The sequence below is a fragment of the Ruegeria sp. C5 genome (assembly GCF_056537605.1).
The window spans coordinates 1,467,623-1,484,416 of the sequence record NZ_JBQFRX010000001.1 but is presented as its reverse complement, the minus strand read 5'-3'; the positions used below and the strand labels follow the sequence as shown (position 1 = coordinate 1,484,416).

Annotated in this window: 10 protein-coding genes; 6 read left to right on the top strand and 4 right to left on the bottom strand. The window is 58.1% G+C overall.

Annotated elements, in window-relative coordinates:
• The first annotated feature begins 50 nt into the window (after nucleotides 1-50).
• Both ACR0AW_RS07515 and fdhF read left to right on the top strand, forming a co-directional pair.
• Nucleotides 51-1,754: an NAD(P)H-dependent oxidoreductase subunit E gene (locus ACR0AW_RS07515; RefSeq protein ID WP_170733287.1), complete on the top strand. Its 1,704-nt coding sequence runs from the start codon at nucleotides 51-53 to the stop codon at nucleotides 1,752-1,754.
• Between the two features lie 11 nt (nucleotides 1,755-1,765).
• Nucleotides 1,766-4,552 carry a formate dehydrogenase subunit alpha gene (gene fdhF, locus ACR0AW_RS07510; protein ID WP_170733286.1) on the top strand — a complete coding sequence of 929 codons (2,787 nt, stop codon included), beginning with the start codon at nucleotides 1,766-1,768 and terminating at the stop codon, nucleotides 4,550-4,552.
• 47 nt (nucleotides 4,553-4,599) lie between these two features.
• Here fdhF and ACR0AW_RS07505 read toward each other — a convergent pair whose 3' ends face one another.
• From ACR0AW_RS07505 to ACR0AW_RS07495, 3 genes are all read right to left on the bottom strand, one after another.
• Nucleotides 4,600-8,682 (bottom strand): translocation/assembly module TamB domain-containing protein, encoded by a 4,083-nt coding sequence (locus tag ACR0AW_RS07505; RefSeq protein ID WP_170733285.1) that lies wholly within the window; start codon nucleotides 8,680-8,682, stop codon nucleotides 4,600-4,602.
• Nucleotides 8,682-10,487, bottom strand: a complete 1,806-nt coding sequence (locus ACR0AW_RS07500) for an autotransporter assembly complex protein TamA (RefSeq protein ID WP_170626495.1) — start codon at nucleotides 10,485-10,487, stop codon at nucleotides 8,682-8,684. Before ACR0AW_RS07500 ends, ACR0AW_RS07505 begins: the two co-directional genes overlap by 1 nt.
• 153 nt (nucleotides 10,488-10,640) lie before the next feature.
• Nucleotides 10,641-11,864 (bottom strand): urate hydroxylase PuuD, encoded by a 1,224-nt coding sequence (locus ACR0AW_RS07495; protein WP_170397471.1) that lies wholly within the window; start codon nucleotides 11,862-11,864, stop codon nucleotides 10,641-10,643.
• Nucleotides 11,865-11,959: 95 nt separating this feature from the next.
• Here ACR0AW_RS07495 and ACR0AW_RS07490 point away from each other — a divergent pair, with 95 nt between their 5' ends.
• Nucleotides 11,960-12,874: a LysR family transcriptional regulator gene (locus tag ACR0AW_RS07490; protein ID WP_170424363.1), complete on the top strand. Its 915-nt coding sequence runs from the start codon at nucleotides 11,960-11,962 to the stop codon at nucleotides 12,872-12,874.
• 2 nt (nucleotides 12,875-12,876) lie between these two features.
• On the opposite strand, the gene uraH is transcribed toward ACR0AW_RS07490, so the two are convergent.
• The gene (gene uraH / locus ACR0AW_RS07485; protein WP_170404478.1) at nucleotides 12,877-13,233 is read right to left on the bottom strand and encodes a hydroxyisourate hydrolase; all 357 of its coding nucleotides are present in this window, start codon (nucleotides 13,231-13,233) and stop codon (nucleotides 12,877-12,879) included.
• 163 nt (nucleotides 13,234-13,396) lie between these two features.
• Here uraH and puuE point away from each other — a divergent pair, with 163 nt between their 5' ends.
• From puuE to ACR0AW_RS07470, 3 genes are all read left to right on the top strand, one after another.
• Nucleotides 13,397-14,815: an allantoinase PuuE gene (puuE, locus tag ACR0AW_RS07480; RefSeq protein WP_170733284.1), complete on the top strand. Its 1,419-nt coding sequence runs from the start codon at nucleotides 13,397-13,399 to the stop codon at nucleotides 14,813-14,815.
• Nucleotides 14,812-15,297, top strand: a complete 486-nt coding sequence (locus ACR0AW_RS07475) for an ureidoglycolate lyase (protein ID WP_170733283.1) — start codon at nucleotides 14,812-14,814, stop codon at nucleotides 15,295-15,297. Before puuE ends, ACR0AW_RS07475 begins: the two co-directional genes overlap by 4 nt.
• A gap of 67 nt (nucleotides 15,298-15,364) precedes the next feature.
• On the top strand, nucleotides 15,365-16,792 hold the full coding sequence (locus tag ACR0AW_RS07470; protein ID WP_170733282.1) for a nucleobase:cation symporter-2 family protein: 1,428 nt from the start codon (nucleotides 15,365-15,367) through the stop codon (nucleotides 16,790-16,792).
• Nucleotides 16,793-16,794 lie beyond the last annotated feature (2 nt).

The window sequence follows — 16,794 nt, the reverse complement described above, 5'->3', positions numbered from 1 at the left end:
TTGACGATATGCTAGTCTGATGAGACACGGGGCCTCAATCGGAGGGCATCATGGCAACATTAGACACCAAGCCATCAGGCGCGCCAAAGGGCGTCTGGAAGTCAGGTAAAGGCAAGGGGCGGCACACGCCCAAAGGCCGTCAATTCTCGGACGAGGCACAAGCAGAAATTGCACGTCTGCTGGGCGACCGCCCGCGACGTCGCGATCTGCTGATTGAATTTCTGCATTTGATTCAGGACGCACACGGCCATATCAGCGCCGACCACATCGCCGCTCTGGCGGTTGAGATGCGGATCGGGCAGGCTGAGATTTACGAAACCGCAACCTTCTACGCCCATTTCGATGTGGTGAAAGAGGGTGAAACGCCTCCTCCGGCGTTGACGATCCGTGTGTGCGATTCGCTGTCCTGCGAATTGGCCGGTGCCCAGCAGCTGCAAAAAGCGCTGGAAGAGGGTTTGGATGCCTCGCAGGTCCGCGTTGTCCGTGCGCCCTGCATGGGACGCTGCGACACCGCTCCAGTGCTGGAGATCGGTCACAACCACATCGACCACGCGACCCCCGAAAAGGTGCAGGCCGCGATTGCGGCGAATGACACCCACGCCCATCTGCCCGATTACGAAGCCTTTGCGGTTTATGAAGCCAATGGCGGCTACGCCAAACTGAAAGAGCTGCGCGAGGGCGGCGATTGGGAGAAGGTGCAGGAAGACGTACTGTCCTCGGGCCTGCGTGGTCTGGGCGGCGCTGGCTTCCCGTCGGGCAAGAAATGGGGCTTTGTTCGCATGAATGAAGGCCCGCGTTATCTGGCTGTCAACGGCGATGAGGGCGAGCCCGGGACATTCAAGGACCGCTACTATCTTGAGCGCACGCCGCATGTCTTCCTCGAAGGGATGCTGATCGCCGCTTGGGCCGTCGAGGCAGAGACCTGCTTTATCTATATGCGCGACGAATACCCGGCAGTTCTGGAAATCCTGTGTCGTGAGATTACCGCGCTCGAACAAGCCGGGATCGTCGAAGAAGGCTATATCGACCTGCGCCGTGGTGCTGGCGCTTACATCTGCGGTGAAGAATCCGCGATGATCGAGTCGATCGAAGGCAAAAAAGGACTGCCGCGTCATCGTCCTCCGTTCGTGGCGCAGGTTGGGGTCTTTGACCGTCCGACCTTGGTGCACAATGTCGAGACGCTCTATTGGGTGACCAAAGTTTGCCGTGAAGGGCCTGAATGCCTTAACAGCACCGAAAAGAACGGTCGCAAGGGTTTGCGTAGCTATTCGGTCTCGGGTCGTGTCGCAAAGCCGGGCGTTTACCTTCTGCCCGCTGGCTCGACCATTCTGGACGTGATCGAGGCTGCCGGAGGCATGGCCGGGGGCCAGACCTTCAAGGCTTATCAGCCGGGTGGTCCATCCTCGGGTCTGTTGCCTGCATCGATGGATGACATCCCGCTGGATTTCGACACGTTGCAACCGCATGGCACCTTCATCGGGTCCGCTGCGGTTGTGGTTCTGTCCGATCAGGACACCGCACGCAATGCGGCACTGAACATGCTGCGCTTCTTCGAAGACGAAAGCTGCGGCCAGTGCACGCCCTGCCGTGCAGGCTGCGAAAAGGCGGTCAAGCTGATGCAAGCCGACAAATGGGATCAGGAACTGCTGGAAGACCTGTGTCAGGTCATGGGCGATGCCTCGATCTGCGGTCTGGGGCAGGCGGCCCCGAACCCGATCCGCCTGGTCATGAAACATTTCGCTGACGAAATCTGAGGGAGACAGCCATGCTTGATGCAAGCCCAAACAAGACCGTCACCTTCAACCTGAATGGCGAAGATGTCACCGTGCCCGAGGGCTGGACCATCTGGGAAGCCGCAAAGGGGCAGGGGTTCACTATCCCTCACCTGTGTCACAAGCCGCAACCCGGTTACAAACCCGACGGCAATTGCCGTGCCTGCATGGTCGAGGTAGAAGGCGAGCGCACGCTGGTCGCCTCGTGCATCCGTCCGGCAGCCGACGGCATGGTGGTTAAGACCGACAGCGACCGGGCCGAGAAATCGCGCGCGATGGTCATGGAGCTGTTGGTCGCGGATCAGCCTGAGGAAGCGCACGACACCTCCAGCCACTTCTGGGATATGGCCAAGCTGAACCATGTCAGCGACAGCCGTTTCCCGGCGAAAGAGGCCGAGAAAATCCCGCTGTTGGATGACAGCCACGTTGCGATGCGCGTCAATCTGGACGCCTGCATCAACTGCAACCTCTGCGTCCGGGCCTGCCGCGACGTGCAGGTCAACGACGTGATTGGTATGGCCGGTCGTGGCCACACAGCGCAGGTGGTGTTCGACCAGAACGACCCGATGGGTGCTTCGACCTGTGTGGCTTGTGGTGAATGCGTGCAGGCCTGCCCGACCGGTGCTTTGATGCCAGCAACCGTACTGGATGACCAGCAGCGAGGCGACAGCAAGGACTACGACTCGGAAACGGAAAGCGTCTGCCCGTTCTGCGGCGTGGGCTGTAAGGTTTCGCTCAAGGTCAAAGACGGTAAGGTGAAGTATGTCGAGGGCATCAACGGCCCCGCAAACGAAGGTCGTCTGTGCGTCAAAGGCCGCTTTGGCTTTGACTACATTCACCATCCGCATCGCCTGACCAAGCCGCTGATCCGTCGCGAGGATGCTCCAGCCAAGGGATTGAACGTCGATCCCGGCAACCTGGATACCCATTTCCGTGAAGCAACGTGGGAAGAGGCGATGGATTTGGCCGCGACCAAGCTGATAGACTTGCGCGACGAAGACCCGCGCAGCGTTGCAGGCTTCGGCTCGGCCAAGTGCACCAACGAAGAAGCCTATCTGTTCCAGAAGTTCATCCGTCAGGGCTTCCGCCACAACAACGTCGACCACTGCACCCGTCTGTGCCACGCGTCATCTGTTGCGGCCCTGATTGAGAATGTGGGCTCGGGTGCTGTGACCGCGACCTTCAACGAGATCGAAAACGCGGATGTGGCGATCATCATCGGGGCCAACCCGATTGAAAACCACCCTGTCGCTGCGACCTACTTCAAGCAGTTCACCAAACGTGGTGGCAAGCTGATCGTTATGGACCCGCGCGGCGTTGGGATGCGCAAGTTTGCTGATGAGATGCTTCAATTCCGTCCGGGTGCGGATGTCTCGATGCTGAACGCGATCATGAACGTGATCGTGGAAGAAGAGCTCTATGACAGCCGGTACATCCACCGCTGGACCGAAAACTGGGAAGCCGAAAAAGAACACCTGCGCCAGTTCACGCCTGAGGCTATGTCGCCGATCTGTGGCATCGAACCGGATCAACTGCGCCGAGTGGCGCGCACCTTTGCACAAGCCAAGGCCGGTCTGATTTTCTGGGGTATGGGTGTCAGCCAGCACATCCACGGCACCGACAACTCGCGCTGCCTGATCTCGTTGGCTCTGATGACCGGCAATGTTGGTAAACCCGGTGCGGGTCTTCACCCGTTGCGCGGTCAGAACAACGTGCAAGGTGCCTCAGACGCGGGCCTGATCCCGATGTTCCTGCCGGACTATCAGTCCGTTACCGACGACGGCATTCGGGCCAAGTTCACCAACGTCTGGAATGACGACCGCGACTTCTCGAACGAGAAGGGGCTGACCGTCACCGAGATCATCGATCAGGCTTATGCGGGCAAAATCAAGGGTATGTACATCCAGGGGGAAAACCCCGCCATGTCCGACCCCGATGTGAGTCACGCGCGCGACGCGCTGGCTAAGCTGGAACTGATGATCGTGCAGGATATCTTCCTGACCGAAACGGCGAACTATGCCGACATCATTCTGCCCGCCTCAGCGCTCTATGAGAAGAACGGCACCGTGTCGAACACCAACCGTCAGGTACAGCGTGTGCGACCTGCCGTTAACCCTCCGGGCGAAGCGCGCGAGGATTGGAAGATCACCGTTGAGCTGGCGCAGCGGATCGGTTTGAACTGGGATTATTCCGATGTTTCTCAGGTCTTTGCTGAGATGAAGCTGACGATGAATTCGCTCGACAACATCACGTGGGAACGGCTTGAGACGGAGACGATAACTTATCCGTCACTGTCCGAGACAGACCCAGGTCAGGCGATTGTGTTCGGCGATGGTTTCCCACGTGCGGATGGTCGCGCCCGGTTCACGCCAGCCAGTGTCATCCCACCGGATGAGGCCCCGGATGATGAATACCCGATGATCGCCACCACTGGGCGCCAGCTGGAGCATTGGCATACGGGGTCGATGACCCGCCGGTCCAACGTTCTGGATGCCGTGGAACCTGAAGCGAACTGCTCGATGAACCCGCGTACATTGAAACTGATGGGGATTGAGCCGGGCGATATGATTCGTCTGACTACTCGCCGCGGTTCGATTGAAATCATGGTGCGGGCCGACCGGGCGATTGCCGAGGATATGGTGTTCATCCCGTTCGCCTATGTCGAGGCGGCGGCGAATATCCTGACCAACTCGGCCATCGATCCTTATGGCAAGATCCCCGAGTTCAAGTTCTCGGCAATTCGCGTCGAAAAGATCGCAGACGCCGTCGCGGCAGAATAGTCTTCAATCAACTGAAAAAAGGCGGCCCTTTGGGGTCGCCTGTATTTTCAGTAGTCGCGTTCGAAAAAGATACCCAAACCCGTCTCGCCCCGGCCATCCACCGTGCCGCGAACCGTGAAGCTGTCGGTGACGTCGAGGTTCAAGTTCACCTCGGTGTCACCTTCTGTATTGACGGTGAAATCGGTGTAGAGATTGTCGCTTAGATATGCGCCCGCACCAAGGCTGCCCCCACCGCCCTCAGTCGCGCCAAGGTCGATAGTGTCCAGGCCCGTGGCCTCGCGCACCCCTTTGGTAGTATCCCCGCCGGCGCCGCTGAGTTGGGCCAATGAGGCCGCCATCTGCGCAATGACAAACGGTGACAGTTCTGAGAACCGGTTGCCGAACAAGAGCATTGCAAGCGCTTCCTCGGTCGGGCGTTCAGGATCTGAGAAAACGTCGACCTCGGGTGAGTCCAGCGGCCCGGCGATCTCGATCGTTGCGGTGCCGTCCGAGGTGCTGGAGGACGATTCAAACTCGATATATGGCGTCAGGTCACCCTGCAGAGTGACCACACCCTTAGTCAGCGCAAGGCGGCGACCAAGGATATCGATATTACCGCGGATAAGCTCAATCTGGCCTGACGGCACAACAGAAGTTGTAGTTCCACCAATTTGTATGCGACCGCCCAGTTCCGCGTTCACGCCGCGTCCTCGGACAAAAACTGCCTTGGGTGCAAGCAATCCGATGTCGAGCGACATGCGCGAGTTGCTTTTAGTCTCATCCTCGGTTTCCACCAGATTGGCGCGTTCCCGCGTTACGAAACCGGCACGGCTTTCGTTCAGGTGTTGGATCGTCGGAATTGGTGCTGCGCCAACTGCTCCTGCGGCGGCTGCAAGATTGATGTTGGTTTCGCCAAAGTTGATCTGCCCGGCCAGCGAACTGTTACCGGCCAATGCCCCGGTCAGGGCGATCTGACCGTTCAATGTGGTCTCATAGAGCAGCTTGTCTGTCAGCACGAGATTGTTGAGCGCCGTGGTTATCTGGGCGTTGAAGGGTGGGGTCAGATCAATCGGGCCGTTGACGGTAAACTCTCCGCCCGCGCGTAACCCACCCTGCAGTGCAATCGTGGCGCGGCTTTGCGCGATGTTTACGGAACCCCCGATGCCAGTGATTGTCTGTCCCACATCGGGCAAGGCCATCGACGCGCCGGATGTTGAAATCGTTCCGCTAAGCGCATCCAGCGCAGGTGCCCCTTTCAGGGCCAGATCGAACCGGGCAGTACCGGCCAGATTGTTGGGAGAGATAAATGCATTGGCGATACCGATGTTGACACCGCCCTGCATCTTCAGGTCCGCTTCGCCGCTGGTTTCGTTAAAGGTCCCGGCAACCGTTGTATTGATATCGGCGGGGCCATTAGCCTTTGCGTCGATGGTCCACATCCCGGCGTCGCGGCGGGCGGTACCACTGGCGGCGACGGTTCCGGGGAAATCGGGCACAAAACGTTCGACCCGATTCAGGCGGGCGTCAAAATTTAGATCCGCGGTGCCACCAGTTTCTACGGTTCCGGTTAAATTGGCGTACGAGCTATCAGGTCCCTGCAGGCGCGCATTGCCTTCCAAACCGGACCCTGTCGGGGCGACGTTGCCATCCAGCGTGAGCGGCCCGGACAATGTCGAAGATAGACGGCCGATGTCGTCCAGCATGGCCGAGAAATCGAGGCCACCGGCCTCCCGATCCAATCGGCCCGATGCATCTGCGGTCAGCGCGGTTCCGTTCAGACTGAAAGTGCGGATGTTCAGCCCCTGATCATCGTTGGCGGCATCCACGTTCAGCGTGGTTCGTCCCTGTACCAACGCATCTACGGCTTGGATACCCGTGGCAAGGTCGTCTGCGCTCAGGTTGCCTTTGATATCAAAGGCCTTGCTGCTTTGCGCGGCCCGACCGGTGACGTCGGCATCAATCGACCCGGCCAGATCAAGCCCGGCGAGGCCGGAGAACAAAGACAGGTCGGGGGCGTTCAGCTTGGCGCTTCCATCCACCGCGATGTTTCCGGTGGGGTCATCGATGGTTGCGCCTACCTCAGCAGTAATAGCAGCACTTTTGACCGTGGCGTTTCGAATAACGATTTGGTTGCCCGAATGCGCACCGTCCAGATTGATTGATGTCCGGCCTTTCAACAGCGGGTCGAACTCGCTCATCCCGGTTTCGATATTTGTTCCGATCACGCTGGCTTGGCCGTCGAATTCCAACGTCTGTACGGTGCCTTTGCCATCCAGCCGGGCCTGTAATGCGCCCGCCAGATCACGCTGTGCGATGCCTGAGAACACCGCCAGATTTGGGGCGTTCACGCTGGCCTGACCGTCAATTGTCAGATTGCCATTTGGCGTCGTGACCGTGCCGCTGGCCTGCGCTGTCAGAGCGTCGCCATTCACGGTGAAATCGCGAATTGTTACCCCGTCGGTGTCGCGTTTGGCATCCAGAACGATTTCGGTTTCACCCGTGATCATTGGATCAATATCGTCACGCCCGGTCACCAGATCACGCCCATTCACCGTGACCTTGCCGTCAAAGCTGCGTTCCAGTGGCGAGCCCTTTCCAGCCACCTGGACCGAAGCCTCGCCACCAAGCTGAAGCTGTGCCAGGTCCGAGAACCGCGACAGGTCGGTCGCCTGCAGCAGTGCCGTGCCATCAACCTGCAACCCGGTCGCAAGCCCGCTGATCAACGCATCAGCGTCTAGGGTATAGTCGCTGCCGACCAGTTCGACCCCGGACAATTGCAATGTCTGGTCGCTGCCGTACTCGAACTGTCCATCCAGTGTGATCTGATTTCCGACGGCGGCATTCAGTGCGACATCTGTCAGATCAATGCCATCGAGCACAGCCTGCAGATCGCCATCGACCGACAGCCCGCTGGATTGATCTAGCGTGCCTTGCCCGCTGATCCGTGCATGATCGAGGTTCAGGTTGGGGGTTTCAATCTTGTTGGTCGTCAGGCTCAGGTCCCAGAGATTGCCATTCTCGGTATTGTACAAGGCCGAAATCTGCGCCGCGCCGATTGACGTATCGCCGCCGCTGACGGGCAGGACGACCTTGTCACCTTCCGGCGGCGTGATACGACCTTGCAGGGCGACCAGTTTCAAAACACCGCCCGAAGCAAGGCTGAGTTCGCTTTTGAGGTCCAGTGCTTCCGAGGTAATCTCGATATCCGATACATCCAGCGCCCCGTCAGAATGGGTGCGCCCATCTACGAACAGCCGTGTGTCGGTACCGAAGAACGTGTCCATCTCTTCGGCCAGAAACGGCGTCAGGTCGCCTCCGACATCGGCAGTAAACGCGATTCCATCGGAGGCGTTGTCACTCTCTTCGGCTGTGCGCAGTCGTACCTGACCGGACACGCGAAGCTGCTGATCGCTGCTTAGACCGATATCAGCATTAAAATCCGTTATCGGCCCCGAGCCTTTTGCAGTCAGCTCGAGCGGCGGGGCATCGGGGATGGACAGGGCCGTTGCGATCAGACCGCCTGAGGCTTCGGCTACGGTCAAGTCCAGATCGATCTGGCGGCTGTCGTTCTGAAAGCCTGCTTTCAGATCAATCGTGTCCCCGGCGCGGTCCAGTCGGTCGATATCCAGCGTAGTATCCAGTGTTCCATCAGCCAGCGATAGGTTGCCGTTCACGGCAAGCTCGGCAGCGATGCCGATCAGCGGCTCACCTAAAGACAGGTCATCGACGCGCAGCTCTCCGATTTCGATCGAAACCGGAAGCTCAGGTAGTTGGAAGGGTTGGGTTTCGGCTGAAGGGGGCGGTGCGTCCTTTGTTGTTGTACCGGGTGCGCGGGCGATATCGATTTCCTGCGCCGATAGTGTGTTGACCGAGAACCGACCGCGCAGCAGTGCCAATCGGTTCCAGTCCAATTCAGCGTTTTTAATGGTGAGCCAGACGCCGTCGTCATCGGCGACTGTGATTTCCTGAATCGTCGCACGCGAACTTAAGGCACCTTCAAGGCCGATCACCCGCACATTCTGATCATCACCGGACAGGGTATCTTGCAGAAACTGCTCGATCATGCTGCCGCCCTCGTCCTGAGCGGTCGCCGCGATGGGAACGGTGATCGCTGCTGAACTTAGCAACAAGGGATATACAACGCGACGCATCAAAAGGCCTGCCCGATCCCGAGGTAGAATTGCAGCCCGTCACCCGTATCGCCCTGAACCGGCACCGCAAGGTCAAAGCGCAAGGGCCCGAAGCCGCCCAGATCATAACGGATTCCAAGGCCCGCGCCAGAATGCTCTTCCGCGCCGCTGCCGATGAATGAGGACGTGTCGACCACACCGTAGTCATAAAACCCAACCAACGAGATTGCGTCAGTGACTTTGCCTCGGACCTCGGCTGAGAGCCCCAGAAAGGATTTGCCACCGGCGACACCATCCCCGACGGGGATACCTAGGCTTTCAAATGGCTGACCCCGTACTGTACCGGCACCACCCGAGAAGAACAGGAAATCTGGAGTCACACCATCTGCCGGAGGTCCGAGGACCGATCCCAACTGCACCCGGCCTGCCAACACCAGCCGACCGGCGGTGCCCAGATCGTTATAGGCGCGACCGTCAAAGAACATTCTCAGGCCGGTATCCGACCCGGAGAACCCGACAAAGGGCATGACTTGCGAGTCTAGATAATAACCGCGCGTCGCGCTGACCTTGCTGTCGCGTTCATCCCATTCTGACCGGAACGGAAGAATGAAGTATCGAAACTTGCGCCCATCGCCATAGGCGTCATCTGCGTCCGACCATTGGAAACCTGCCGAGGCTTCGGCGTAGAGGCGGTCAGAGAATGTGCGGCGTGCACCATAGGCAAGCGAGGCGACGGTGACGTTGTAGTTTTCGGTATTGCGCCGCTCCAACAGCGCGCTCCAGAATGTATTGTCGTCAGGGCCCAGACGATCAGGTTGATCCAGCCGCAGACCAATGCGTCCATCGATATCCTCGGCACCGCCGATATTGCGGATTGCCGCCTCGAACCGCAGCCTTTCGGCTCGCCGGAAAACGTTTCGATGGGTCCACGTAGCTGTAAGATCAACCCCGTCGCGCGAGGCAATCTCGGCCCCAAAGGTCAGGCGGCGCGGTGGCAGGTCTTCAAACGTCGCGTCGAAATCAAGCGTGCCATCCGGGTTGGGTTCTTCATGTTCCTTGAGCGAAACCGTAGCGAATGTGCCGGTGCGCCGCAGGCGGGTGCCAACCTTTTGGACCTGTTCAGGCGAATAAACCTCACCCGACGGGAAGCCTGCGACTTTCTCGATCGATCGATGGCGGACATTTGTATCGCCCTGAATGATCATTTTGCCGAACCGCAACCTTGGCCCCGGAGCCAGATCAATTGTCGCGTCCAGCCGTGCCTGCGCATGGCGCGCTATTACTTTCTGATCTTCCACTTCCGCCTTGGCATGGCCTGTATCGCGCCAGCCCTGCACCCCGGCCGAAGCCGCCTGTTGGATCGCTCCGGTGGTCGCGGTCTTACCCGTGGCGAACTCTTCGGGCAGTTCCGTGCCCGGTGCCAGCGGTTGCACGACAGCCGTTCCGAACTTGAACTTCCGCCCTGGTGTGACAAGGATAGTCGCCCGTTTGAATTGGGCTGGAACGTTCAGCGAATTGATTTTGGCGGCTTCCTGCCCGTCAAGCTTGATGCTGACGACGGGGCTGAAATAGCCTTCGTCGTACATGATCTGAACGATGGTGCGGTAGTCGGACAAAGCTGCCGACAGTATTTCCAGTGACGTATCAAGACCACGCGATTCCGAGGTGAAGATGGATGAAGTCTCTTCCAAGCGGTCGACCAGATCTTCAGATGCACCAGGGGCGGATAGGGTCGTTTCTAGCGCGGTAGCAAGATTGGGGGACAAGGCCACAAACGCACCAAAAAGCCAGCCTCTCAGATCGCTGCGCGGTCTGCTCCCTGTCATTGTCTGGCTCCAACTGCCCCAAGTCGAAATCGCTATGGCCGCGAAACAAAACGAATGCGGCGTGTTGAATTCATTTAGAGCATCTGACGGCGCTTAGGGGAAGAACTAAACAAAGTTCAGGTGTTTTTATTGGCAAACTCGTGTGCCAATCCGCTACAGACCGGCATTTCGGAACCAGCGAACAATCGCATCCCGGTCTTCAGGTTCCATATAGGTCACGTTCGCGGGAGGCATGGCATGTGTGACGCCGGATTGCAGATAAATCTGCTGCGCGTTCTGAGCAATGTCAGCTTTTGTTTCCAGCAGGACACCTTTGGGTGCCCACAGGATGCCTTCCCAGACAGGCTCGCGCGCGTGGCACATAGAACAGCGACCCAGAACTATGTCCTGTGCTTCTTCAAAGCCATCCGCTGATGCAAATTTCTGTTCGTAGGGAGTTAGTTGCCGTGCTTCGGCCTCTTCCAACGGGTCGTTCATCGAAGCGGTCGACAACCACATGATGGTCATGAACAGCAAAGCCGTTACCAACCAGGTCCAGGTTGGGTTTCCAGCGCGCGCATGGCGGGTGTTGAAATAGTGCCGGATCGTGACACCCATCAGGAAGACCAGCGCGGCGATGATCCAATTGTACTCGGTCGCAAAAGCCAGCGGATAGTGGTTCGACAACATCAGAAACACGACCGGCAATGTCAGATAGTTGTTGTGGGTCGAACGCAGCTTGGCGATCTTGCCGTATTTCGGATCAGGTGTGCGCCCGTTCTTTAGATCGTCCACCACAATGCGCTGGTTTGGCATGATGATGAAAAACACATTTGCGGTCATGATTGTGGCCGTGAAGGCCCCCAGATGCAGCATCATCGCGCGACCGGTGAATATCTGGTTATAACCCCAGCCCATAATCACCAGCAGCACGAACAGAAGAACCATCAGCAATGTCGGACGCTCGCCCAATCCCGACTTGCAAAGAAAATCGTAGACCAGCCAACCGACAGTCAGCGAGGCAGCCGAGATCAATATGCCTTGCCATAGCGCCAGATCCGCCTTTTGGGCATCGATCAGATAGAGCTCTCCGCCTACCCAGTAGACGATCATCAGTAGCGCGGCACCGCTGAGCCATGTGGCGTAGCTTTCCCATTTAAACCAGGTCAGGTGGTCGGGCATACGCTCCGGAGCGACGAGATATTTCTGGATGTGATAGAATCCTCCGCCATGGACTTGCCATTCCTCGCCGTCCGCCGGTCCGGGGATATCGCGGTTCAAACCAAGATCCAGCGCGATGAAGTAGAAGGATGATCCGATCCAGGCAATCGCGGTGATAACGTGCAACCAGCGCACGCCAAAACCAATCCAATCCCAGAACACGGCGAAGTCGTACATGCTTATGTCTCCGATTGCGTTGCGCCACACTAGGCAAACGGGCTTTTCTTCGGTATTCCCGTATATTGTCAAACTGTATCAAAAAAAACGATAAGATGTCCTATCTCGACAACATTCGAACCTTTGTCCGGGTCTATGACTTGGGCAGCATGTCAGCCGCCGGGCGGGATATGAGAATTTCACCTGCGGTGACGTCGGCGCGAATTTCGCAGTTGGAGGATCATCTGGGAGTACGCCTGTTTCAGCGCACAACCCGGAACCTGACACCAACGGAACAGGGACGGGCGTTCTACCCCGGCGCGGTTGCGGTTCTGGATGCAGTTGATGAGGCAGAGGCCCAAGTCACGCATCTGACCGAAGCCCCCCGCGGGTCTCTGTTTGTTGCTGCGCCCTTGGGCGTCGGGCGCCGGTTATTGGCGCCTCATGTGCCTGATTTTCTGTCAGAATACCCTGAGATTGATGTGCGTCTAAGACTGACAGACCGCTCGGTTGATCTGACCACTGAAGGCTTGGATCTGGCTTTTTTCATCGGTCAGCCCGAAGACAGTACATTGCGCATTCGCAAGATTGCGGATTGCCAGCGTGTGCTATGTGCAGCCCCTGATTACGTGCGCCGATGTGGGATGCCAGAAGCTGGATCCGATCTGATTTCAGGCAAGCATGAATGCTTGAACCTGCGCTTCCCCGGCGCGGCAGAGTTTCAGTGGATGCTGGAAACACCCGATGGCCCGAAACGATTTGCTGTCTCGGGCAGGTATGAATGTGACGATGGTGATGTTTTGACCGATTGGGCGCTGTCCGGGCAAGGTATTGCCATGAAACCCGTTTTTGAGGTGTCAGAGCACTTGAAGGCGGGGAGGCTGATCCCGGTGGCGATGAAGACGCCTCCGGTTCCCGTGCAAATGGCCTGCCTGTATACGCATCGCCGCCATCAGGACCCGAAGGCGCGGCTGTTTATGGATTTCATGATTGACCGGATCGGCAAAGTGGTTCGAAGCGCCGAAGTCTAGGGCTAGCTGCCCCGGTAGGTCGAGTAGCCGTAGGGGGACAACAGCAGCGGAACGTGGTAGTGCGCGTCCGCATCGGACATGCCAAAGCGGATCGGCACCTGATCCAGAAACAGAGGATCATCGCCATCCTGACCCGTCGCGCGCAGGTAATCTCCGGCGAAGAATATCAGCTCATAAGTGCCGGTTTTAAAGTCGTCCTGCGGTAAGATCGGGCTATTGGTTCGGCCATCCGCGTTGGTTTCCATCTCGACCAGTTTACGGTGCGAGTTCCCTGACACTTTGTAGAGCGCGATTTTCAACCCCTCAGCGGGGCAGCCGCGCGCCGTGTCGAGAACGTGGGTTGTCAGATAGCCAGCCAAGGGTCTCTCCTATGTGTTTCTTTTGGTGTGCCACAGTCTGGGCCAAACCGCAAAATGGTTGAAATGCCGAAAGAAGTGGAAACAGTGTTCGGATTGATTTGATAATCAATAGACCGTTTCTGCGGTAAAGCTGTCAAAACACCTAATCGGACTGGAAGACCCTATGCAGCCGCCTCGTTACCCCCGCGATATGATCGGATACGGAGCCAACCCACCTGACGCCGCATGGCCTGGCGGGGCGAAACTGGCTGTGCAGATTGTGTTGAACTACGAAGAAGGTGGAGAAAACTGTGTTCTGCACGGGGACGCTGCGTCCGAGGCCTTCTTGTCCGAGATCGTTGGGGCGGCGCAGTGGCCGGGCCAGCGTCATTGGAACATGGAATCGATCTATGAATACGGCTCGCGGTCGGGGTTCTGGCGCCTGCATCGCTTGATGAAAGACCTACCGATCACCGTTTATGGTGTGGCTACCGCGTTAGCGCGTTCGCCAGATCAGGTTGCGGCGATGAAATCGGCAGGGTGGGAGATTGCCAGCCATGGCCTGAAATGGGTCGAGCACAAGGATATGCCTGAGGCAGAAGAACGGGCCCAGATCGCCGAAGCGATCCGTCTGCATGCCGAAGTCGTAGGGGATCGCCCGCGCGGCTGGTACACTGGGCGCTGTTCGGACAACACCGTGCGTCTGGTCGCCGAGGAAGGTGGCTTTGCTTATGTTGCCGATACCTATGCAGACGATCTACCCTACTGGATGCAAACCGGTGGTCGGGATCAGTTGATTGTTCCCTACACGCTGGATTGCAACGACATGCGCTTTGCGACGCCACAGGGGTTCAACGCCGGGGATCAGTTCTATTCATATCTGAAAGACAGTTTCGACGCGCTTTATGCGGAAGGCGAAGCTGGCGCGCCCAAGATGCTGTCGATCGGTTTGCACTGTCGCCTGATCGGGCGACCGGGACGCGTCATGGCGCTGAAACGGTTTCTGGATTACGCGCGCGGGTTCTCGGACGTGTGGTTCGCGACGCGATTGCAGATTGCCGAGCATTGGGCCGAAAAGCACCCGGCGGCTGAGCGTCCACAACCCTCGCAAATGGGCCGCGAAGAATTCGTCTCTGCGTATGGAGGTATCTTCGAGCATTCCGCTTGGATCGCCGAGCGCGCCTATGATCTGGAATTGGGCGCGGCGCATGACACGGCAGGCGGATTACACAATGCTTTGACCCGCATGTTCCGGTCCGCCTCAACCGAGGAACGGTTGGGCGTTTTGACGGCCCACCCTGATCTCGCGGGAAAACTGGCGCAGGCTAAGCGGCTGACACAGGAAAGCACGTCCGAGCAAGCCTCGGCAGGGCTTGATGCGCTGACGGATGAGGAACGCGCCACCTTCACCGAACTGAACCAGCGCTATACGAAAAAATTCGGCTTTCCGTTCATCATTGCCGTACGGGACCACAATAAGGCTTCGATCCTAAACGCATTCGAACGGCGCATCGAACAGGATCGCGAAACCGAGTTCGCCGAGGCCTGCCGACAGGTCGAGCGGATTGCCGAGTTCCGTTTGCGCGATGTGCTGCCCTCATGACTCAGATTGTCGTTGAACCGATCTCGGCTGAGGCTTTCGCGCCGTTTGGTGATCTGATCGATATCTCGGGCGAGCCCGACAAGATCATCAATCAGGACCAGTGCGGGCGGTATCATGATCGGGCGAGGCTGGATTTCGCGGACGCCCGCGCGGGTATCAGCCTGTTCAACGCCAACCCACGCGAACTGCCTTATCAGCTAGAGATGGTTGAGCGTCATCCTGACGGCAGCCAGGCGTTCATTCCGATGACTCACCAGCCCTTTCTCGTGATCGTCGCCCCGGATGAGGAGGGGCAACCGGGTCGTCCTCGCGCGTTCATTACACAGCCAGGACAGGCGGTGAACTATCACCGGGGAACATGGCACGGAGTTCTGACACCCTTGCATGGACCCGGTCTGTTCGCAGTCGTTGATCGGATCGGGGAAGGCCCGAACTTGGAGGAATACTGGTTCAGCACACCGTACGAGGTGGTCAACCGCTGAAACCAGAACCGAAGCCGCCGGAGAAGCGGTAAGAACCCCATTGGATCTTAGGGAGGACAATGAGATCATGGCTGAAACTTCGATAGGGACGCCCGAACAGCTTCGGGACCCGAACTTCACACCCGCCTTGCACAAGGCGATACCGCTGGGCATTCAGCACGTTTTGGCGATGTTCATCTCGAACGTGACACCGGCCATCATCGTGGCGGGTGCTGCCGGTTTTGGATTTGGGTCGAACTCCCCGGATTTTCCCGAATTGCTGTACCTGATCCAGATGTCGATGCTGTTCGCTGGGCTGGCGACCCTGCTGCAGACTATCACGATTGGCCCGGTTGGAGCGGCTCTGCCGATTGTACAGGGAACGAGCTTTGCGTTTTTGCCCATCATGATCCCTCTGGTCGCCGGAAAAGGCGTGGATGCCTTAGGGGCGCTGTTTTGCGGTGTCCTGGTTGGCGGCTTGTTTCATGCCTTTCTTGGCCTCTTCATAGGCAAGATACGGTTTGCGCTTCCGCCGCTGGTCACCGGACTTGTCGTAACAATGATCGGTTTGGCGCTGGTCAAGGTCGGTATTCAATACGCCGCTGGTGGTGTGCCTGCGATTGGCACCCCGGAATACGGATCGCTGCTTAACTGGTCGGCAGCTTTGGTTGTGGTTGTTGTGACGCTTGGCCTCAAGTTCTTTGCACGCGGTATGCTGTCGGTGTCTGCCGTACTGGTTGGTTTGGCCATCGGCTACGTCTATGCCCTGATGGTCGGGATGGTGACGTTCGAGGCCATTGGCACAAGTTGGTCACGCGCCTCAGCTTTTGCTCTGCCCGTACCGTTCAAATATGGGTTTGAGTTCTCTCTGGCCGCCGTGATCGGCTTTTGTCTGATGTCTTTTGTCTCGGCCATCGAGACCGTCGGTGACGTATCGGGAATCACCAAAAGTGGTGCAGGTCGCGAAGCAACCGACAAAGAAATCGCGGGCGCGACTTATGCCGATGGTTTCGGTACTGCCGTTGCCGGTATGTTCGGCGGTTTTCCCAATACTTCGTTCAGCCAGAATGTCGGTTTGATTGCGATGACGGGCGTCATGAGCCGCCATGTTGTGACCTGTGGAGCTATCTTCCTGATCCTGTGTGGCCTTGTGCCAAAAGTCGGGGCAATTATCCGCACCGTGCCTATCGAAGTACTGGGCGGTGGTGTGATCGTCATGTTCGGCATGGTGGTCGCGGCAGGTATCTCGATGCTGTCAGACGTGGATTGGAACCGTCGCAACATGGTGATCTTTGCGATTTCGCTGTCGATCGGTCTTGGGTTGCAGCTGGAACCCGGCGCGGTTCAGCACCTACCTGATACACTTCGTATCCTGATGACCAGCGGCCTGCTGCCCGCAGCGCTGATCGCCATTGTACTGAATTTGGTCCTGCCAGAAGAATTGGCCGAAGAATCGACTGAAGAGGTTTCAGGGGGTATGGCCGGTCACGGGGCGGGTAGCCTACCTCACGATTGAAG